At 74.8% G+C, this 19,927-nt stretch carries 15 protein-coding genes; 6 read left to right on the forward strand and 9 right to left on the reverse strand.

Translation table 11 applies throughout. From position 1 onward, the window contains the following. The first annotated feature begins 17 nt into the window (after positions 1-17). Entirely contained in the window at positions 18-1,610 is a 1,593-nt protein-coding gene (locus tag AMK13_RS08505) for an MDR family MFS transporter (RefSeq protein WP_074001710.1), read from the forward strand. Positions 1,611-1,675: 65 nt separating this feature from the next. Here the strand turns inward: AMK13_RS08505 and AMK13_RS08510 are convergent, their stop codons facing one another. Next, the gene (locus AMK13_RS08510) at positions 1,676-2,602 is read right to left on the reverse strand and encodes an A/G-specific adenine glycosylase (RefSeq protein WP_049652529.1); all 927 of its coding nucleotides are present in this window, start codon (positions 2,600-2,602) and stop codon (positions 1,676-1,678) included. A gap of 181 nt (positions 2,603-2,783) precedes the next feature. On the opposite strand from AMK13_RS08510, the gene AMK13_RS08515 reads away from it, so the two are divergent. After that, positions 2,784-3,647 carry a hypothetical protein gene (locus tag AMK13_RS08515; protein ID WP_074001711.1) on the forward strand — a complete coding sequence of 288 codons (864 nt, stop codon included), beginning with the start codon at positions 2,784-2,786 and terminating at the stop codon, positions 3,645-3,647. A gap of 202 nt (positions 3,648-3,849) precedes the next feature. Here the strand turns inward: AMK13_RS08515 and disA are convergent, their stop codons facing one another. Next, positions 3,850-4,908 (reverse strand): DNA integrity scanning diadenylate cyclase DisA, encoded by a 1,059-nt coding sequence (gene disA / locus AMK13_RS08520; RefSeq protein WP_049659060.1) that lies wholly within the window; start codon positions 4,906-4,908, stop codon positions 3,850-3,852. Positions 4,909-5,108: 200 nt separating this feature from the next. Continuing rightward, on the reverse strand, positions 5,109-6,632 hold the full coding sequence (radA, locus tag AMK13_RS08525) for a DNA repair protein RadA (RefSeq protein WP_074002122.1): 1,524 nt from the start codon (positions 6,630-6,632) through the stop codon (positions 5,109-5,111). 307 nt (positions 6,633-6,939) lie between these two features. On the opposite strand from radA, the gene AMK13_RS08530 reads away from it, so the two are divergent. Beyond that, a complete protein-coding gene (locus tag AMK13_RS08530) occupies positions 6,940-8,733 on the forward strand; it encodes a BACON domain-containing protein (protein ID WP_074001712.1) in 1,794 nt (597 codons plus the stop codon). 502 nt (positions 8,734-9,235) lie between these two features. Here the strand turns inward: AMK13_RS08530 and AMK13_RS08535 are convergent. Further along, positions 9,236-10,570: a DUF1254 domain-containing protein gene (locus tag AMK13_RS08535; RefSeq protein WP_074001713.1), complete on the reverse strand. Its 1,335-nt coding sequence runs from the start codon at positions 10,568-10,570 to the stop codon at positions 9,236-9,238. A gap of 293 nt (positions 10,571-10,863) precedes the next feature. Here AMK13_RS08535 and AMK13_RS08540 point away from each other — a divergent pair, with 293 nt between their 5' ends. After that, a complete protein-coding gene (locus AMK13_RS08540; protein WP_074001714.1) occupies positions 10,864-11,904 on the forward strand; it encodes an NAD-dependent epimerase/dehydratase family protein in 1,041 nt (346 codons plus the stop codon). Positions 11,905-12,023: 119 nt separating this feature from the next. On the opposite strand, the gene AMK13_RS08545 is transcribed toward AMK13_RS08540, so the two are convergent. Together AMK13_RS08545 and AMK13_RS08550 are read right to left on the reverse strand one after the other, a co-directional pair. Next, a complete protein-coding gene (locus tag AMK13_RS08545; protein ID WP_049657139.1) occupies positions 12,024-13,073 on the reverse strand; it encodes a family 2 encapsulin nanocompartment cargo protein polyprenyl transferase in 1,050 nt (349 codons plus the stop codon). A gap of 241 nt (positions 13,074-13,314) precedes the next feature. Beyond that, the gene (locus AMK13_RS08550; RefSeq protein ID WP_074001715.1) at positions 13,315-14,733 is read right to left on the reverse strand and encodes a family 2B encapsulin nanocompartment shell protein; all 1,419 of its coding nucleotides are present in this window, start codon (positions 14,731-14,733) and stop codon (positions 13,315-13,317) included. Between the two features lie 329 nt (positions 14,734-15,062). On the opposite strand from AMK13_RS08550, the gene AMK13_RS08555 reads away from it, so the two are divergent. Next, a complete protein-coding gene (locus AMK13_RS08555; protein WP_074001716.1) occupies positions 15,063-16,136 on the forward strand; it encodes an ATP-grasp domain-containing protein in 1,074 nt (357 codons plus the stop codon). A 12-nt stretch (positions 16,137-16,148) separates the two neighbouring features. On the opposite strand, the gene AMK13_RS08560 is transcribed toward AMK13_RS08555, so the two are convergent. From AMK13_RS08560 to AMK13_RS08570, 3 genes are all read right to left on the reverse strand, one after another. Beyond that, a complete protein-coding gene (locus tag AMK13_RS08560) occupies positions 16,149-16,697 on the reverse strand; it encodes a methylated-DNA--[protein]-cysteine S-methyltransferase (RefSeq protein ID WP_274538673.1) in 549 nt (182 codons plus the stop codon). A 239-nt stretch (positions 16,698-16,936) separates the two neighbouring features. Next, positions 16,937-17,170 (reverse strand): hypothetical protein, encoded by a 234-nt coding sequence (locus AMK13_RS08565; protein ID WP_049661653.1) that lies wholly within the window; start codon positions 17,168-17,170, stop codon positions 16,937-16,939. A gap of 168 nt (positions 17,171-17,338) precedes the next feature. Continuing rightward, positions 17,339-18,625, reverse strand: coding sequence for an MFS transporter (locus AMK13_RS08570; protein ID WP_074001718.1), 1,287 nt, complete (start codon positions 18,623-18,625; stop codon positions 17,339-17,341). A 215-nt stretch (positions 18,626-18,840) separates the two neighbouring features. On the opposite strand from AMK13_RS08570, the gene AMK13_RS08575 reads away from it, so the two are divergent. Beyond that, complete coding sequence (locus tag AMK13_RS08575) at positions 18,841-19,650, forward strand: hypothetical protein (protein WP_074001719.1); 810 nt, start codon at positions 18,841-18,843, stop codon at positions 19,648-19,650. Positions 19,651-19,927 lie beyond the last annotated feature (277 nt).

A 19,927-nucleotide genomic window follows, 5' to 3' on the forward strand; every position in this document is an offset into this window, starting at 1 on the left:
CCGGGAGACCCCACCTCATGTCACAGTCCAAGACCGCCGGCCCGGTGCCGGAGGACAAGACGACCGAGGAGGAGCAGCCGCGGTCGCCCCGCGAGATCCGCCTCGTGATGGTCGGCCTGGTCGTCACCATGCTGCTGGCCATGCTCGACAACCTGATCGTCGGCACCGCGATGCCGACCATCGTCGGCGACCTCGGCGGTGCCGAGCACCTGTCCTGGGTGGTCACCGCGTACACCCTGGCGACCGCCGCCTCCACCCCGATCTGGGGCAAGCTCGGCGACATGTACGGCCGCAAGGGCACCTTCCTCACCTCGATCGTGATCTTCCTGGTGGGCTCGGCACTGTCCGGCCTGTCGCAGAACATGAACGAGTTGATCGGCTTCCGCGCCGTGCAGGGCCTGGGCGCCGGCGGACTGATGGTCGGCGTCATGTCGATCATGGGCGCGCTCGTCCCGCCGCGCGACCGCGGCAAGTACCAGGGCATGTTCGCCGCGGTGATGGCCCTCGCCACCATCGGCGGCCCGCTGGTCGGCGGCTTCATCACCGACCACCTGAGCTGGCACTGGACCTTCTACATCAACCTGCCGCTCGGCGTCGTCGCACTCGCCGTTGTCGTCGTCACCCTGAAGCTGCCGAAGGTCCGCAGCACCGCCAAGATCGACTACCTGGGCGCCATCCTGCTCACCGTCGGCATCACCTCGCTGGTGCTGATCACCACCTGGGGCGGCCAGCAGTACGCCTGGGGCTCCAAGGAGATCCTCGGCCTGGCCGCGCTCTCCGCCGCCTCGCTGATCGCCTTCTGCTACGTGGAGCAGCGGGTCGAGGAGCCGATGCTCCCGCTGAGCCTGTTCCGCAACCTGAACTTCACCCTGGTCTCGATCATCGGCTTCATCGTCGGCTTCGTGATGTTCGGCTCGACCGTCTTCCTGCCGCTCTACCAGCAGATCGTCCAGGGCGCCTCGGCGACCAACTCCGGCCTGCTGCTGATGCCGATGATGTTCGGCATGCTGGTGATCTCGCTGGTGGTCGGCCAGGCCGTCACCAAGACCGGGAAGTACCGGATCTACCCGATCATCGGCACCATCGTGATGACCGGCGGCATGATCCTGCTCTCCACCATGGGCGTCGGGACCAGCAGCTTCACCTCGGCCTGCTGGATGGTCGTGCTCGGCGCCGGCATGGGCTTCCTGATGCAGATCACCATGCTGGTCGCGCAGAACAGCGTCGAGCTCAAGGACATGGGCGTGGCCAGCTCCACCGCCACCCTGTTCCGCACCATCGGCGGCTCCTTCGGTGTCGCGCTGTTCGGCGCGCTGTTCAACAACCGGGTGGCCGACACCATGAAGGAGCGGCTCGGCGAGCAGGCCTCGGCGGGCGGCGCGAAGGACCCGGGCCAGATGAGCCCGGCCGCGATGCGCGCACTGCCCGCTCCCGTCCAGGACGCCTACCACCACGCGGTGTCCAACGGCATGCACACCGTCTTCCTGTGGGGCGCCGGGGTGGCCGTGATCGCGATCGCCGCGGCGGTGTTCCTCCGCGAGGTGCCGCTGCGCGGCACCGGCAAGGGCGAGGCTCCGGCCGAGTCCTCGCTGGAGGCGGCGGCCGTCTGACGGTCCCCGCGCACGAAGGCGCCCCCGGGAGAGGACCTCCCGGGGGCGCCCTCGTGTTCCGCCGCCTACTGGGGCAGCCGGTAGACGCCCTGCTCGACCGGCTCGACCAGGCCGTCCGCCACCAGGCCGTCCAGCGCCCGGGCCCGCTGCACCGAGTCCGGCCAGACCGCGTCCAGCCGGGCCTGCGGCACCGTCCCGTGCGCCTCGCGCAGCACCGCGAGCAGCTTGCCGCGCACCTGGCGGTCCGTCCCCTCGTAGGACTGGCCGCGCCGGGCCGGGCCCTCGTACGGCGGGCGGCCGGCCCGCTGCCAGGCGCAGGTGGTGAACAGCGGGCAGTCCCCGCACTCCGGGCCGCGGGCGGTGCAGACCAGCGCGCCCAGCTCCATCACGCCGACCGCCCAGGTGGCGGCCGTCTCGGCGTCGTCCGGCAGCAGCGCGGTGGCGGTGCGGCGCTCGGCGGCGGTGGTGGCCTGGGCCGGGTACTCGACGCCGGTCACCGCGCGGGCGAAGACCCGGCGGACGTTGGTGTCCAGCACCACGTGCCGCTGGCGGAAGGCGAAGGAGGCGACGGCGGCGGCGGTGTACTCCCCCACCCCGGGCAGCGAGAGCAGGGTGGCGTGGTCGTCCGGGACCTCGCCGTCGTGCTGCTCGGTGATCGCCACCGCGGCCGCGTGCAAGCGCAGCGCCCGGCGCGGGTAGCCCAGCCGGCCCCACATCCGGACCGCCTCGCCGGGCGCGTCGGCGGCGAGGTCGGCCGGGGTCGGCCAGCGGGTGAGCCAGGCCTCCCAGGCGGGCAGCACGCGCTTGACCGGGGTCTGCTGGAGCATGAACTCGCTCACCATGACCGCCCAGGGCGTGGCGTCGGGGGTCCGCCAGGGCAGGTCCCGCTTGCTCGCCTCGTACCAGTCCAGGACGGTCGAGTGGAACAGCGGCAGGGGCATCGGCGGCCGGGCGGCGTCGGCGGCGGTGGCAGGGGCGGTGATGGCAGTCATGGCCCTTCGATCCTCCCATGCCCGCCGACCGGGCCGAAGTGGATCAGTCTGCTCCGGACCGACCGGAAATCGTCCGATTGGGGCTCGCTCGAACGGATCAAATGGCGGATCATGTGAAGGAAGGGGCGACTGTGCGGTGTTGGTGAGTCAATCGCCACACACAGTCTCGTAGAGTTTGGTCGTGCCTTCTCTGCGTCAACCCGTCGGACCACTGCCGGCCTCGATCTACTGGCGTCGGCGCGTCATCGTGCTCGTCGCCGTCGCGGCGGTCGTCGCCCTGATCGCCTGGCTGATGATCGATCAGGGCGGGGGCGGTGACGGCGGCTCACCGGGCAACGCCGCACAGGCCGTTCCCTCCCAGTCCCAGAACCAGACACCGGCTCAGGCGATCACGCCCGGCGCCTCACCGAGCGGCCCCGCGGCGCGCCCGGGCGGCGGCTCCGGGGGCGGACCGGTGGCGGGCGGTGGCGGCACCGAGGTCAACCTCAGCGGCGGCACCGGCGCCGGCGGGGCCAACCCGGCCCCCGGGGGCGGCGCCGCGCCGGCGACCGGCGGCGGCACCGGTGGCGGCACGGGCGGCTCCGGCGGTACGGGCGGCGGCGCTCCGCCGGTCAACACCCCCGAGGTCATGGCGCTGCCGGTCTGCGCCTCCTCGCAGGTGGCGCTGGAGCTGGCCGGCACCCAGAACTCGTACCAGCCCAAGGACAAGCCCCGGCTGGCGCTGACGGTCAAGAACTCCTCCGGCACCAACTGCCGGGTGGACCTGGGCCGCACCGCCTCCGTGATCACGGTGAGCGGCAGCAACAACGACCGGGTCTGGTCCTCCGGCGACTGCCCGACCGACAAGGGCAGCATCTGGGTGCAGCTCGGCGCGAACGGCAACCAGACCGAGACCTTCACCTGGGACCGCAGCCGCAGCAAGCCGCAGTGCGCGACCGCCGACCAGACGCCGCCGCCGAGCGGCACCTACGTGGTGCTCGCGGAGCTCACCGGGCTCTCCGGGGACAAGGTCTCGGCGCGGGCCTCGATCCGGCTGGACGGCTGAGAACCGGTCACCTTCCCTCGGAGCCCCCGGCCGTCGCTCGGCCGGGGGCTCCGCCGTGTCCGGGGTGCCGGGCGGGGCGGACGGCGGACGCGGGCGGGGTGCGCGGGGCGGGCCGGGGTGCGGTACGGACGCGCGACGGCCCCCGGGGAGGTTCCCCGGGGGCCGTCGCGGTGTTCGGGTGTCCGTACGGTGGCGCGTCCGGTCAGACGTAGCGCTCCAGGATGGACGATTCGGCAAGGCGGGACAGGCCCTCGCGGACCGAGCGGGCACGGGTCTCGCCGACGCCCTCGACGGTCTGCAGGTCGTCGATGCTCGCGGCGAGCAGCTTCTGGAGGCCGCCGAAGTGCTCGACCAGGCGCTCTATGACCGTGTTGGGCAGGCGCGGGATCTTCGCCAGCAGGCGGTAGCCGCGCGGCGAGACGGCCGAGTCCAGCGACTCCGGCGAGCCCGAGTAGCCGAGCGCCTTGGCGACGGTCTGGAGGTCCAGCAGCTCGGCGTGGGTGAGCGCCTCCAGGTCGGCCAGCACCTCGGTGACCGTCCGGCCCTTCTTGGCGGCCCGCTCCGGGAAGTAGTCCCGGGCGACCAGCTCGCGCTCCGGCTCCACGCCCGCGATCAGCTCGTCCAGCTGCAGCGAGAGCAGTCGGCCGTCGATGCCGAGCTCCAGCACGTAGCCGGCGATCTCGGTGGCGATCAGCCGGACCATCTCCAGGCGCTGGGCCACGGCGGTGACGTCCCGGACCGTCACCAGGTCCTCGATCTCCAGCGCGGAGAGCGTTCCGGCCACCTCGTCCAGGCGCAGCTTGTAGCGCTCCAGGGTGGCCAGCGCCTGGTTGGCGCGGGACAGGACGGTGGTGGAGTCCTCCAGCACCCGGCGGGTGCCGTTGACGTACATCGCGATCAGCCGCATCGAGTGCGAGACCGCGACCACCGGGTAGCCCGTCTGCCGGTTGACCCGCTCGGCGGTGCGGTGGCGGGTGCCGGTCTCGTCGGTCGGGATGGTCGAGTCCGGCATCAGGTGCACGCCGGCCCGGACGATCTTGGTGATGTCCTTGTCGAGCACCACCGCGCCGTCCAGCTTGCACAGCTCGCGCAGCCGGGTGGCGCTGAACTCGACGTCCAGGACGAAGCCGCCGGTGCACAGGGACTCGACGGTCCGGTCGAAGCCCAGCACGATCAGACCGCCGGTGTTGGCCCGCAGGACCCGCTCCAGGCCGTCACGAAGCGCGGTACCGGGCGCGATGGCGGTGAGGGAGGCCCGCAGCAGGGCCTCCTCGCGGGAGGCCTTGTCCGCCCCCCGGTCGCTGGCTGCCACGTGACTCCTCCGGTCGACCCGTGCCGCGCGCCTCACGCCGTGCGCCGGTCCGCGGTCTGTTGCTCTGTCGCTCAGTACCGCTCGGTACTGCCTTCTGGCCAATGAGACTGGGGAAAGTCTAACTGTGTGTGGCCTCGGCAGGGCTTGGGTCAGCGCAGTTCGTCGGAGTCGAGCGGCTCCCAGCCGTCCATCAGCTCCTCGGGGTACGCCGCCGGGCGGTCCGCGGACCGGGCGGAACGCGGGGACGGCGGCGCCGACGGTGCCTCACCGCGCGGCTCGGTGCGCGGCTTGGCGGCCGAACGGCGGCGGCCCGGGATGGCCCGCAGCGCCTCGCCGATGTCGGCCACCTCGACCACCTTCATGCCCGGCGGCACCTTGCCCGGGTCCGGCGGGACCAGGGCGTGGGTGAAGCCCAGCCGGTGCGCCTCGGCGAGCCGCCGCTGCACACCCGTCACCCGCCGTACCTCGCCCGCCAGGCCGACCTCGCCGATCGCCACCAGGTTGCTGGGCAGCGGGGTGTCGGTGGAGGAGCTGGCCACCGCGAGCGCCACCGCGAGGTCCGCGGAGGGCTCGGTCAGCTTCACCCCGCCGACCGTCGCGGTGTAGATGTCCTGCTTGCCGAGCTTCACCCCGCCGTGCCGCTCGACCACGGCCAGGATCATCGCGATCCGGGGGGACTCCAGGCCCGAGGTGGTGCGCCGCGGGGAGGGGATCTGCGAATCCACCATCAGTGCCTGCACCTCGGCCACCAGCGGGCGCTTGCCCTCCAGGGTGACGGTGAGGCAGGTGCCCGGGACGGGCTTGTCACGCCTGGTCAGGAAGAGACCGGACGGGTCGGCCAGGCCGACGATGCCCTCGTCGTGCAGCTCGAAGCAACCGACCTCGTCGGTGGCGCCGTAGCGGTTCTTGACCCCGCGGATCAGCCGCAGCCGGGCGTGCCGGTCGCCCTCGAAGCTCAGCACCACGTCCACCAGGTGCTCCAGCAGGCGCGGACCGGCGATCTGGCCGTCCTTGGTGACGTGGCCGACCAGCAGGGTGGCCATGCCGCGCTCCTTCGACGCCCGGATCAGCGCGCCCGCCACCTCGCGGACCTGGGCCGGGCCGCCGGGGGCGCCGTCCAGCTCGGCGGAGGCGATGGTCTGCACCGAGTCCAGGATCAGCAGGCCGGGGTTGACCGCCTCGATGTGCCCGAGCACCGCGCCGAGATCCTGCTCGGCGGCGAGGTAGAGGTGCTCGGAGAGGGCGTTGATCCGGTCCGCGCGCAGCCGGACCTGGCCGGCCGACTCCTCGCCGGTGACGTAGAGCGTGCGGTGCTGCGCGGTGGCCGCCTTGGCGGCGACGTCCAGCAGCAGGGTGGACTTGCCGACGCCGGGCTCGCCGGCCAGCAGCACCACCGCGCCGGGCACCAGGCCGCCGCCGAGCACCCGGTCCAGCTCCGGCACGCCCGTCGAACGGGCCGTCGCGACCTGGCCGTCCACCTGGGCGATCGGGCGGGCGGGCGCGCTGACCGGGCCGGCGGCCGTGGTGCGGATCGGCACCGCGCCGTACTCCTCGACCGTGCCCCAGGCGTTGCACTCCGGGCAGCGGCCGACCCACTTGGGCAGCTGGTTGCCGCACTCGGTGCAGCGGTACGCCGGGCGGGGCTTGGCGGTGGTCTTGGAACGCGGAGGCATGCCGCCCACCGTAGCGTCCGGGTCCGACAACGGCGGTCCGCAGGCGGGGCCGGGTCGGGGCCGGCGACCAGGGTCCGCGGGCGGGCCGACCGCGCGTCCACACAGATGGGCGATGTTGTTACCCGAAAGAAGTACATACGCGGCGAATGGCCGGGGTCAGCCGTCCGCGTTCTCTACCGTCGGACGGGTGACGACGAGAACTGTGGGGCCGGACGGGCCTACCCGGTCGACCCGATCGGTCAGGCCGGGCAGGTCGGGTAGACCTGCCGGGTCCGGCGGGTCCGGCGGGTCCGCCGGGTCGGCCGGGGTGCGGGCCGCCGCCGTGCTCGCGGCGTACGACCGGCAGGTGGACGGCCTGTTCACCTACTGCCTCTCGGTGCTCTGCGAGCACGACGCGGCCGCCGACGCCCTGCGCGAGGTCCGCGAGCTGGCGCGACGGCACGGCGCCCGGCTGGCCGAGCCCGGGCTGCTGCGCGCCTGGCTGTTCTCCCTCGCCCGGTACTGCTGTCTGCGCCGGCTCGCCGGCGACGCCCCGGGTCCGACCGGTGCCGAGGCCGGGCGGACCGCCCCGGCCGAGCCCGGCGAGGCCGAGGCGGCCCGACGGCGGCGCGAGCTCTCCTCGCTCGCCTGGCCCGAGGCGGCCGGCACCGACCCGGAACAGCGCGAGGCGCTGGAACTCTCCGTCCGGCACCGGCTGACCCCGCTCGAAGTGGCGGCCGTACTGGGCCAGCCGTTCGAACGGACCCGCGCGCTGCTGGCCGGGGCCGAGGCCGAGGTCGCCCGGACCAGGGCGGCGCTGCTGGTGCTCGGCGTGGGCAGCTGCCCGGAACTGGACCGGCTCGGCGGGGCCGGGGCGGAGTCCTGGCGGGACTGGGTACTCGGTCCGGCGCTGCGCCGGGAGCTGGTGCAGCACGTGGTGGACTGCCCGACCTGCCGGGGGACGGCGGGGCGGGTGGCCGCGGGCGAGGCGGCGGAGGGTACGGCGGGGGCGGCGGGGCTGTCCGGGTTGGCGCTGCTGCGGGCTCCGGCGGACCTCCTCGGGGCCGTCGCGGCCACCGGCGGGGCGGCCGCTCCGGCGGCGGCCGCTCGGGCTGTGGGTCCTCGGGTAGCGGGTGCTCGGGGCGCGGAGCCGGGGCTGCGGTTCGACCAGAGCGGCTTCCCCCGGCACCGGGCGCCGGACGCGGGGCGCGGGTTGGCGGTGCGTCGGCGGGTGGTGACCACCGGCGTGCTGGCGGCCGTACTGGCGGCGCCGGTGATCGCTCTCTGGGCCGGGCACCGGGGCGGTGTCGGGTCGGGGTCGGCGGCCTCGGTGTCGGCGGTACGGGTGGACGCGGCCGTACAGCCGACCGGGCAGCGGCCCCGGCCCGCGGTGGACGGCCCGGCTGGGGCGGGTGCGCCCGGCATGCCCGGGATGGAGCTGGCGGGGGCCGGGCCCGGGATGGTCGCGGGCGGTGCCCGCGGAAGCGATGCAGAAACGTTGCCTCCCGGTTTTCCGCGGCTCACCTTCCAGGGCGCGGCCATCCCGGTCCCGGCCCACGGCGCCACCCCGCTCAGCAGCCCGACCCTGGTCGCCGCACCGGCCCCGGCTGCCGACCAGGCCTCCGCGACGGGCACCGGCGAGCCGGCCCCGGCCGGGCTGCTCACCGTCGAGGCCGGCGAGTACGGCAGCCGGACCATCCTCACCCTCACCAACTCCGGCGCCACGGAGATCCGTTGGCACGCGGTGACGGACGCCGACTGGCTCCGGCTCAGCCGCGACGCCGGCACCCTGGCGCCCGGCCAGCGGATCACCGTGATCGTCACCGTGGACGAGGACCAGGCGCCGACGACCCACTGGACCGCCCGGATCGCGCTGCCGCCCTCCCAGGCGGTGGTCACCCTGGAGGGCGGGCCGCACAACCGTGGCGGCTCCGCCTCCTCCCCGGCCGATCCGTCACCGTCGTCGACACCGTCCTCGACGCCGGCGACACCGGCGCCCAGCGGTTCCACCACCACCTCGCCCACGGCGGCACCCACCGCGTCCCCGTCGCCCTCGGGCACGGCCACGAACTCCTCGCCACATCCGACGGGCACGGCAACGGCCTCCCCGTCGCAGCACTAACGGCCCGCGCAAACGCGGCAGCCCTCCCTCCCGGCCGGCACCCGGAGGGCACGGGCGCGCGAGAAGTCGGCCCACCCGACTTCTCGTGCGCGGCGGGATCCGAGGTGCTGGCGGGGCTTGCGGGGTGGGGCCCGAGGTGGGTGGCGGCGGGGCGGGCACGGCAGGGGCCGGGGTGGCAGCGCGGCACGCGGGGTGTGCGCGGTAGGTCCGAGATGGCGGCGCAGCGTGCGCGGCGGGATCCGGTTTGCTGGCGGGCTGGGGTCTGGGGCCGGCGGGGGTGGGAATCGAGGGGCGGCGGGGCGTGCGGGGGTGGGAGCTGGGGTGGCGGCGGAGCGCGCGCGACGGGGTCCCGGGGGCAGCGCGGCTTGCGGGGTGTGCGTGGTTAGGGGCCGGGGTGCCGGCGGGTTGGGGTCCGGGGCGGCGGCGCAGCGGGCGCGGTAGGGGCCGGGGTGGCGGCGGGTTGGGGTCCAGGGGCGGCGGGGCGGGGTGGGCCCGGGGGGAGTCAGAGGCGGTGGATCGGGGGGACTTGGTAGGTGCCGTCCAGGACGGCGGGTTCGGGTTGGTAGATGCGGAGGATGGGGCGGAACTCGCCGGGTGGGGTGGGGAGCCAGTTGGCGGCGGCGGTCGGGTCCTCGGGCTGGTCGTGCCGGAGGGTCAGGGTGAGGGAGCCGTCCTCGTCGTGGACCAGTCCTGGGGTGCGGTCGCCGATCGAGTAGCGGTCGATCGGGTTCTCCACCAGGTAGTAGTCCGGGACGGAGTACATCGTGACGGACCAGAACGCCCCGGCCGGGGGCGGCTGGTCGAAGTGCAGGGTGTAGTCGTGGAGGCCGGTGAGGGGGCGGCCGTCGGAGTCGTCGTAGGTCATCGCGTACGAGGCCTCGTAGGCGTGGTTGCCCCAGAGGCCGGCCCGGGCGGCGGCGGCCCGGCTGAGGTAGGCGGCGCGGCGGTCGGGGATGCGCCACTCGGGGTCGTCGAGGGTGCCGGGGCCCAGGTGGTCGGTGTTGTAGTCGAAGAGGTGGAGGGCGCTGCGCCACTCGCCGGGCGGGTGGTCCTCGGGCGGGCGGGTGGCGTCCTCGACCCGTTCGCGGCCGGCGGCCAGGCCCTTGGCCAGCGCCAGTGTCCATTCGGCGGCGGCCGCGCGGTACGGCGAGGCGCCGTCGTCGAGCAGGCCGAGCGGGGCGAAGCGGCGCTGGTACTCGATGTCGGCGGTGGCGGGCGGGAAGGCCTGCATCCAGACCCGCAGCCGCTCGAAGAAGGCCAGCCGCTCGGGGACGTCCGCGTCCGGTTCGGGGAGTCCGGCGACCAGGCCTCCGGGTTCCAGCGGTTCCAGGGCGAGGGCGGCCTGGAGGGCCCGGACCCGGGGGAAGTCGTCCGGGCCGGCGCAGGCGAAGCGGCCGACGAGGGTGCCGACGGTGGTCGGCAGTTCGATCACCCGGTCGGGGTCCGCGGGGGTGCCGTGCCAGCCGGGCGGGACGATCAGCCAGGTCTGCGCGCCGGTGCCGGTGGCCCGGCGGCCGAGGTAGGCGACGTTGTCCGTCCAGGCGTCGATGATCTGCAGCACGTAGTAGGAGCCGGCGGTGTCCGGGACGCGCAGCACCTGCGGGCCCTCGGAGAGGTCGAGCTGGGCGATCGAGTAGACCGTGTCGTTGTTGACCGAGACGAAGCGGTCGGCCGGACCGGCCAGCCGGGTGGCGTGGCTGAGGTGGTTGAACGGCGCCGCCGGCAGGGTGCCCAGGCCACCGCGGTCGAAGCGCTCGACCATGGTGAGGCCGGCGACCAGCGGGTAGCCGTAGACGTACGCGTCGGCGGCCAGGGCCTCCAGCTCGGGCTGGTTCATCACGGGTCCTTCGTCCGGGGCGGGCGGCCGGTCGGCGGGGGCGGCGGCGCCGGCGCGGCACCGGTGGGACGCTCGACGCCGGCGGGCCGTCGGTGCCAGCGCGGCGGGCGGGTCCGCCGTGCGGGGCGCGCACCGGGCCGGGGTTCGGTCGCCGACCGCGGTACACCTCGGATGCTAAGCGGGGCCGGGTGGGGCGGCATGTCGGACCGGACGCCGCGCGGCTTCCGCCCGCCGGGATCTGCTGTGCGCTGATCCGGGCGTACCGGCGGGGCGGCCGGGAGAGGGTCGTCGGTATGAAGATCCTCCTGCTTGGGGGCTCGTCCTTCCTCGGACGGGCCTACGCTGCCGAGGCCCTCGCCAGGGGCCACCGGGTGACCACCTTCAACCGCGGCCGCAGCGCCGCCGACCTGCCCGGTGTCGAGGCCGTCCGGGGCGACCGCGACAGCGCCGGGGACCTCGCCCGGCTGGTCGACGGCCGCAGTTGGGACGCCGTCGTCGACACCTCCGCCCAGCAGCCCGCCCAGGCCGCGCTCAGCGCCCGGCTGCTGCGCGGGCGGGCCGGGCACTACACCTTCGTCTCCTCCGTGCACGCCTTCGCCGACTGGCCCGCCCACGTGGTCGACGAGGGTTCCGCACCGCACCCCTGCCCCGCCGACACCCCGCCCGACCAGCCGCCCGGCAACGCCCTGAAGGCCGGCTGCGAGCGCGCCGTGCTGGCGGGGTTCGGCGCCGGGCGCACGCTGGTGCTGAACAGCGGGCTGCTCGTCGGGCCGTACGAGTTCGGCGGCCGGCTGCCCTGGTGGCTGGAGCGGATGGCGCGCGGCGGGCGGGTGCTCGCCCCGGGGGATCCGCGGCGGACCATGCAGGTGATCGACGTCCGGGACTTCGCCGGCTTCGGGCTGGACCTGCTGACGGCCGGGACGGCGGGGCGGTTCGTCACGACGGCGCCGCCGGGGCGGCTCCGCTTCGGCGAGTGGCTGGAGACCTGCCGGGAGGTGGCGGGCGCCGCGGACACCGAGCTGGTCCGGGTCCCGGACGGGCCGCTGCTCGCCGAGGGGCCGGACCGGGTCGTCTGGTGGACCGAACTCCCGCTCTGGGCACCGGACCTGCCCGAGCTGGCGGGCGTCTGGCTGGCCGACACCGGCCGGGCGGAGGCGGCCGGGCTGCGCTGCCGGCCGTTCGCCGAGACGGCGCGGGACACCTGGGAGTGGCTGCGGACGCGCGGGCCGGTCGAGGACACCGACGCCGAGGGGCGCAAGGGGCGGCCGGGGACGGCGGTGCGGCACGGCATCGAACCCGCCAAGGAGCGGCGGCTGTTGGCCGCCTTCGGCTGACGGCGAGGTCGGCCGGGCCGTGGAGGCGGCCGGGAGTGGGGAGCCGGCCGGGCCGACTTCCCACTCCCGGGGAGGCACCGGGGAGAGGCCCGGGGACGCGTCCGGCCCGGGCGGCCCGCTCAGTGCGTGCGGCGGGTGACCAGCTCGGCGAGCGCCAGCAGCTCGTCGGCCGCGGCCGGCTCCGGGACCGCGGCGGCCAGCTGCGCCATCGCCGTGGCCATCCGCTCGCAGGACTCGCCCTGCGCCCAGCCACGCCCGCCGGCCGCCTCGACGGCCGCCGCGCACTGCGCCAACTCCTCGGGGCTCAGCGGGCGTTCGATCGCGTACAGCTCGGCCAGCCGCTTGCCGTCCACGGTGCCGGACCCCAGCGCCGCGACCACCGGCAGCGACTTCTTCCGGGCGACCAGGTCCGCGCCGACCGGCTTGCCGGTGACCGCCGGATCCCCCCAGATGCCGATCAGGTCGTCGATCAGCTGGAAGGCCAGGCCGATCTCCCGGCCGAAGCCGTCCAGCGCCTGCGCCGCCTCCTCGGAGGCGCCCCCGTACAGGGCGCCCATCGAGCAGGCCGCGCCGAGCAGCGCGCCGGTCTTGGCCTCCGCCATCGCCAGGCACTCGGGCAGCGAGACGTCGTCGCGCCGCTCGAAGGCGCAGTCGATCTGCTGGCCCTCGCAGAGCTCGACCACGCAGTCGGCGAGCCGGCGGATCGAGCCCTGGGCGGCCGGGTGGGTGTCCTCGGCGAGCAGGCGCAGCGCGAGGGAGTGCATGGCGTCGCCGGCCAGGATGGCCTCGGTGGTGCCGAACACCCGCCAGGCGGTGGGCCGGTGGCGCCGGGTGTCGTCCCGGTCGATGACGTCGTCGTGGAGCAGGGTGAAGTTGTGCACCAGCTCCACCGCGGCGGCCGCGGCGACGGCCTCGTTGGGCCTGCCGCCCAGGGCCTGGGTGGCGGCGAGGACCATGGCCGGCCGGATCGCCTTGCCGGCGGGGGCCTCGGCGGGGGTGCCGTCCGCCTCCCACCAGCCGAAGTGGTAGCCGGACACCTTGCGCATGGTGCCGGGCAGCGAGTCGACGGCGGCCCGCAGGACCGGGTCGACCAGGGCGCGGGTCCGGGCGAGGATGTCCGCCGCCTCGTGCCCCTCTTTGTGGTCCCGCTCCAGCGTGGGACTCGTCATGGGTCTCTCCCCCTGTCGGGCGCCTGTCGTGGGACGGCCCGCCGACGGCGGACCGGAGTTGCGCTGCGGTGCCGGGCGCGGTCGCGCCTCGCCCCGGCCGGGCCCGTGCCGGCGGGGTCGGTACGCACCGGGGTCGTACCGGCCGGGTCCGTACGCGCCGGGGCCGCCGTCCGCCGGGGCCGGATGGGCGGCCCCGGCGGACGGCACGACGGCGCGGCGCCGCGACCGGCCGTGCGAACCGTCAGTACTGCGCGATGTCCACGTTCTCCAGGACGCCGACCGCGTCCGGCACCAGGATCGCGGCGGAGTAGTAGGCGCTCACCAGGTAGGAAATGATGGCCTTGTCGTCGATTCCCATGAACCGCACCGAAAGGCTCGGCTGGTATTCGTCCGGAATTCCGGTCTGGTGGAGGCCGATGACGCCCTGGTTGTCCTCGCCGATTCGCATCGCGAGGATCGAGCTGGTGCTCCCGACGATCGGGATCTTGTTGCACGGGAAGACCGGGACGCCGCGCCAGGACTGGATCTGCTTGCCGTCGACCTCGACCGTGTCCGGGTAGAGGCCGCGCTTGTTGAGCTCCCGGCCGAAGGCGGCGATGGCCCGGGGGTGGGCCAGGAACAGCTTGGTGCCGCGGCGGCGGCTGAGCAGCTCGTCCATGTCGTCCGGGGTGGGCGGGCCGGAGTGGGTCTGGAAGCGCTGGTCGTACGCGGCGTTGCCGAGCAGCCCGAAGTCGGGGTTGTTGACGAGCTCGTGCTCCTGGCGCTCGCGCAGGGCCTCGATGGTCAGCCGCAGCTGGTGCTCGGTCTGGTTCATCGGCTGGTTGTAGAGGTCGGCGACCCGGCTGTGCACCTTGAGGATGGTCTGCGCGACGCTGAGCTCGTACTCGCGCGGCTTGAGCTCGTAGTCCACGAAGGCGCCGGGCAGCTCGTACTCGCCCTGGTGGCCGGCGGAGAGGTCGATCGCGGCCTCGCCGTGCTTGTTCTGCGCCTGCTGGAAGCCGTTCAGGTATTCGATGATCTGGAGCTGGAGCGCCTCGGAGCGGTCGTGCAGTTCCTGGAAGGCGGGCCAGGACAGCGTCATCACGGTGCCGGCCGTCGCGGCGCGGACGGTGTACGGCCAGGCGCCGCCGTCCTGCCGGACCGCCTCGTCGCCGAGGTGGTCGCCGTCGGCGAGGGTGCCGACGACCGTCTCCTCGCCGTACTTGCCGGTGCCCAGCCGGTCGAGCTTGCCGTGCGCGATCAGGAACACCTCGGTGATCGGGGCGCCGGCCTGGACCAGCACGTCGCCCGGGGCGAACTCCCGCTGCACGAAGCGCGAGGCCAGCTCCTCCAGCACGGCCTCGTCCTGGAACCCGCGCAGCACCGGCACCTCGGCCAGCGTGGGCGCGACGATCCGCACCTCGGCACCGGTCTTGACGAAACCCACCCGGCCGCGGCCGACCGAGTGGCGCAGGCGGCGGTTCACCCGGTAGGTGCCGCCGGACACCTGCACCCAGGGCAGCTTCCTGAGCAGCCAGCGCGGGCTGATGCCCTGCATCTGGGGCGCGGACTTGGTGGTCGTCGCGAGGTTCCGCGCGCCGGCCGTGCTCAGACTCTGCTGCTGCCGGATCTCCGACTGCGCACTGGGCGCGGGAATTCCGGCATTGGTTTCGGTCGACATGGGGGAGCCCTTCGCATATCCCGATGAAGTGTCGCCTTGCACATGCGTGTTGCAGCTTCATGGTGGGCCCTGCCAAGGGTGCCCCGCAATCACTCGTTCGAGTGGTTCGGAATGCCTAAACAAATAGTACGAATAGATCACCCGATCGATATCTGTTCGACCGTCCATTCGAACAACTCGGAGCGCGGCGCCCCATCCTCCCCCATCCGCGCCCCGAACCGCGCCACCCCGCGCCACGATCCACAGGCGGCGCCCCCGCCGTCCGGACCGTTCGAACAGGCCGCTAGGGTGCCCTGACCCTTCGTCAACTCTCTTCCCGAGAGGGTCACATGAGTGCACCCGTACGTGTCTGGCTGAACCGCACCTACGCCGAGAACGTCTTCTTCATCGAACAACTGCGCGCCGCCCCGCGCCCGGTGGTGGTCCACGCGACCCACGGCGACCCGGACTCCCCCGTGCTCGCCGCCGCCGACCACGGCAGCGCCGAGCCGGCCGACCTGCCGGCGGACGGCTACGTCAGCTACGCGCTGGACTACTGCGCCCGGCACGCCGTCGACGTCTTCGTCCCGCAGCTGCACCAGCTCGCCCTCGCCCTCGCCCGGCCGGAGTTCGAGGCGATCGGCACCGCGCTGCTCTGCCCGCCGGCCACCGCGATAGCGGCCTTCACCAGCAAGGCCGACGGCTACGCGGTGATCGCCGGGGCCGGCCTGCCCACCCCGCCCTGGTGGCGGGTGCGCACCCCCGGCGAGCTGTGGGACGCCGTCGAGCGGATCGAGGACGCCGGGCACACCGCCTGCCTCAAACCCACCGCCGGTGCGGGCGGCGCCGGCTTCCGGGTGCTCACCCGGGAACCGTACGGAGCGCGGCGGCTGACCGGCTGGGACCCCCGGGTGCAGGTCGATCAGGTGGCCGCGGCACTGGCCGAGGGCGGTCCGGACGGCGAGCCGGTGGACCTGCTGGTGATGCCCTACCTGGACGGACCGGAGGTCTCGGTGGACTGCCTCGCCGACCGGGACGGCGGCCCGCTCACCGCGGTCGGGCGCACCAAGGAGGGCCGCCGCCGCGGCTTCACCACCGAGGAGTGCTACCTGGACCCGGTCCGGCGGCTGGTCCGGGCGACCGGCATGGCGTACCTGTCCAACGTGCAGTTCCGCCGCTTCGACGGCCGGCCGGTGGTCATCGACGTCAACACCCGCCCCGCCGCCGGGCTCCACCAGCTGCGGCTGTGCGGCCTCAACCTGCCGTGGGACGCGGTGCGGCTGGCGCTCGGGGAGCGGCCGGAGTACCCGGGGGCGGAACCGGACGTGCGCGGCATCGAGTACACGCTGGTGTCCGGCATCCGGCCGGTGCTGCAGCGCCGGGCGCCGGGACGGGTGTCACTGGTCCGGGCGCTGCACCGGTGAGCGGCCGCGGCCCTAGAGCGGGCCGTTCCAGTCGAGGGTCGGCTCCAGCACGCCCTCCAGGGTGAGCAGCCAGCGCTTCACCTCGATCCCGACCCGGCCGCCGCCGAAGCCGCCGATCCCGTCCGCCGCCACCACCCGGTGGCAGGGCACCAGCAGGGGGACGGGGTTGGCGGCCATCATCTGCCCGACCGTGCGGGCGGCCAGGCCGGGCTCCGTCACATCCTCGAACACCCCGCTGCGGGCGGCCAGTTCGCCGTAGGTGATGGTCCGGCCGTACGGCACCTCGCGCCAGAGCGCCTGCAGCACCGCGCGGTGCGGGCCGGAGCTCAGGCTCCAGTCGATCGGCAGGCCCAGGTCGCGGGTGCGGCCCGCCAGGTAGGCGCCGATCCGCTCGGTGACGGCGGCGATCTTCGACTCGTCGGTGCACGGCGGCGCCTCGCCCTCGCGCGGCCCCCGGTAGCCGGCCGACACCACACCGAGCGGGGTCACCGCGACGTGCATCGGCCCGCTGGGCAGCGGCGTGGGCACGGTCAGCCAGGACATCGACCAGGACTGCGGCACGTTCGGGCCCCCACCCTCCGCCGGACCGGCCGCCGGCCACCCCGGCGTCCGGGGGGCGTCCCCGCCCCGCGCGCCATCGTACGGCGGGCGGCCGACAGGCCACGGCGCGCGATCCACGGGCTCGGGCGGGCCGGCAGCGGGCTCGGGCGGGCGGACAACGGGCTCCGGCGAACGGGCCGAGGGCTCCGGCGGGCGGCCCGGGTGCGGACGGTCCGCGGCCCGGGCCCGGGCGGCTCCGGTCAGAACTGCCCCTTCAGTCCGCGCGCGTTCGACGCGCACCAGTGCACCAGCTCGGCGCGGTCCGGGGCGCGGCCCTCGCACAGCACGGCGAGCTGTTCGTCGTTGATCCGGTTCGGCCCCGGGATCTCCAGCAGGTACGCCAGGTCCGCCAGTACGGTGGCGAGCCGCTCCGCGTCCGCGTGGTCCAGGGTGACCGCGGACCCGTGATGGCTGATGGTGAGCGAGCCGGGCATGATCGACCTCCTCCGTCACCCCCGTCCTCCACCGTACGACCGGGTCGGCCGCCCCGCCCGCCGCGGAGGCGTACGTGCGCGGGTGGGGCAGCCGGTTGCGCTCCGGGGCCGGCCGGGCGCGGTGCGCGGTGGGCCGGGGGTGCGCCCCGGAGCCGTCCGAGGGGTTGGTCAGCTGTCCGGGCCCTCCTCCCAGCGACGGTCACGTACCGCCGGTACGGCCAACACTACGGCCCCGGCCGCCAGTTGCCAGACCGCTCCGATCAGCAGCACGGTGTCCGCGCCGAACCGGCCCGCCAGCGGACCGGCCGCCGCCAGCCCGAGCGGGCCGAGGGCGAAGGAGCCCAGCACGCCGAAGGCCGTCACCCGGCCGAGCAGTTCCACCGGCACCCACTTCTGGGTGGTGGTGCCGTAGAGCGTCCCGCAGACCGCCGAGCCGACCCCGGCCACCAGTGCGCCGGCGGCCACCCAGGGCAGCCCCGCCCCGGCCGCGAGCGCCGCGGAGGGCAGCGCCCAGGCCAGCGCCGCCAGGGACGCCACCGCGAGCGGGCGGGCCGGAGACCGGCCGAGCACCAGCAGGCCGCCCAGCACCGCGCCGGCGCCGTAGACGCCCATCACCAGGCCCCAGGCGCGGGCGCCGCCGAGGTCCCGCTGCGCGAGCAGCGGGCCGAGCACCAGGAAGGGGGCCCAGACCAGCAGGTTGAACAGGCCCATCTGCACGGTGGTGACCCACAGCCACGGGCGGGAGGCGAACTCCGACCAGCCGGCCCGCAGGTCCCGGACCATCGACCCCTCGCCGGCCGCCGCCCGCACCGGCAGCCGCAGCCTGGCCAGCGCGAAAGCGCCGATGCCGTACGTCACCGCGTCGGCCAGCAGCACCGTCGCCGGGCCCCAGGCGGCGGTGACCAGGCCGGCGGTGGCGGGGCCGACCACGGTGGACACCGAACGGGCCAGCCCCAGCAGGGCGTTGGCGTCCGCCACCAGTCCCGTACGGCGCACCAGGTCGGGCACGATCGCGCCGAAGGCCGGCATGAACAGCCCCTCGCCGACCCCCCAGACCGCCACCAGCGCGACCATCGCCCAGACCGGGGCGTGCCCGGCCGCCAGCAGCCCGGCGAACAGCGCCTGGACCACGCCGCGCAACAGGTCCGAGCCCAGCATCACCCGGCGGCTGCCGAGCCGGTCCGCGATCGCCCCGCCGGCCAGCAGCACCAGCACCACGGGGAGGATCCGGGCCGCCATCACCCACCCCAGGGCGGTGCCCCCTCCGCCGTTGCCGCTTCCACCACCACCGCCGTCGAGCACCGCGAAGGCGACCGCGACCGGCGCCATCGAGGAGCCGATCAGGGAGGTCGTGTACCCCAGGAAGAACCACGTGAACTCGCGCTCGCCGAACACGGCGAGCCGGTCTCCCGGGCGCCTTCGGCGGGCCGGGATCCGTTCGGTCTGCACTGCCATGTGCAGAAAGTCTGCGCGTCTACGGAGGGCGGATTCAAGGGATTGCGGGAAAAAAGTTGAGCCTTTGGGAATCAATTCGACGAGGATTCGACCTACCGCAGTAAATTCACACCTCTATGGCTCTCCACCTGCCGTTTACTGCGCCCAGCGACTATGGTTCAGATGTCCCGGAACAGTGATTTACTGCGGCACTTGGATTTCGGAAGAAGGCGATCGTGACAGGAACCGCGACAGCACTCCCACCGGTCGAGTACGCCGTCGCCGTCGAGCGCTACCTGGCCGCCTCCGGGCTCGCCGACGGCTCCCGGCGGATCTACCGGATCGCACTGGACACCTGGGCCTGGGCACTCGCCGACCGGCCCGCCCCCACCGGCCCCGAACGGCGACGGGCCCGGCCGCCCGTCCTGCCGCTCGCCCTGCTCGACCACCCCGACGCCGCCGAGCGGCTCCGCGCCGCGGTCGCCCGGCGCGGCGCCGACACCGACCCGCGCACCCTCAACCGGGAGCTCTCCACCCTGCGCGCGGCCGTGGCCTGGTGGCGGGCCCGCGGCTGGCTCGACGGCGACCCGACCACCGGCCTGCTCCCCCGCCCGCTGCCCGAACCCGCCACGGCCACCGGTCCGTTGAGCCCCGAGGACCTGCGCGCCCTGTTCGCCCTCCGCGCGCCGCTGCGCGAGCAGGCGCTCTGGCACCTGCTGCACGAGTCCGGCGCCGCGATCGAGACCGTCCTCGCCCTGGACACCGACCACCTCGACCCGCCCCGCCGCCGCACCCGCCCGCCCGGCACCCCGGTGCACTGGCAGTCCGGCACCGCCCGGCTGCTCCCCCTCCTGGTCGCCGGCCGCGCCACCGGCCCGCTCTTCCTCACCGACCGCCGCGCCCCCGCCGGCACCCCCGACCGCGACCGCTGCCCGTACACCGGCCACGCCCGCCTCTCCTACCGCCGCGCCGCCGAACTCTTCACCGCCCACACCCGGCCGCTCGGCCCGGGCTGGACGCTCCGCCGCCTGCGATCGGGGCGGTAGGGCAGGGCAGGGGTGGAGGCAGCGTCGGGCTTTCCGGAGGCCCCGTCCGCACCGTTACGCAGCCGATGGGCGGCCGTGACACGACCGGCCGAGGACCGCGACACGGCCCTCCTAGCGTCATCCCCGACGCCACCGGCCGAACCCGTCGAACCGGGTGAAGCGGCCGGAGGGCGTCCGCGACGAGGACGTACGCGTCCGGCGCCGACGACGGACGTCCCGCGACACCGGCCCGCCGGGGCCCGCGAAACCGCACCGCGGACCGCACCGCGGACCGGCG

Origin of the sequence: Streptomyces sp. CB02056 (assembly GCF_001905545.1) — a bacterium.
In the GTDB taxonomy this organism is placed as follows: domain Bacteria; phylum Actinomycetota; class Actinomycetes; order Streptomycetales; family Streptomycetaceae; genus Kitasatospora.

Excerpts from the sequence above, each read along its gene's own strand:
- AMK13_RS08505 (WP_074001710.1), top strand. The coding sequence starts at position 18 with ATGTCACAGTCCAAGACCGCCGGCCCGGTGCCGGAGGACAAGACGACC.
- AMK13_RS08510 (WP_049652529.1), bottom strand. The coding sequence starts at position 2,602 with ATGACTGCCATCACCGCCCCTGCCACCGCCGCCGACGCCGCCCGGCCG.
- radA (WP_074002122.1), bottom strand. The coding sequence starts at position 6,632 with ATGCCTCCGCGTTCCAAGACCACCGCCAAGCCCCGCCCGGCGTACCGC.
- AMK13_RS08535 (WP_074001713.1), bottom strand. The coding sequence starts at position 10,570 with ATGAACCAGCCCGAGCTGGAGGCCCTGGCCGCCGACGCGTACGTCTAC.
- AMK13_RS08540 (WP_074001714.1), top strand. The coding sequence starts at position 10,864 with ATGAAGATCCTCCTGCTTGGGGGCTCGTCCTTCCTCGGACGGGCCTAC.
- AMK13_RS08545 (WP_049657139.1), bottom strand. The coding sequence starts at position 13,073 with ATGACGAGTCCCACGCTGGAGCGGGACCACAAAGAGGGGCACGAGGCG.
- AMK13_RS08550 (WP_074001715.1), bottom strand. The coding sequence starts at position 14,733 with ATGTCGACCGAAACCAATGCCGGAATTCCCGCGCCCAGTGCGCAGTCG.
- AMK13_RS08555 (WP_074001716.1), top strand. The coding sequence starts at position 15,063 with ATGAGTGCACCCGTACGTGTCTGGCTGAACCGCACCTACGCCGAGAAC.
- AMK13_RS08565 (WP_049661653.1), bottom strand. The coding sequence starts at position 17,170 with ATGCCCGGCTCGCTCACCATCAGCCATCACGGGTCCGCGGTCACCCTG.
- AMK13_RS08570 (WP_074001718.1), bottom strand. The coding sequence starts at position 18,625 with ATGGCAGTGCAGACCGAACGGATCCCGGCCCGCCGAAGGCGCCCGGGA.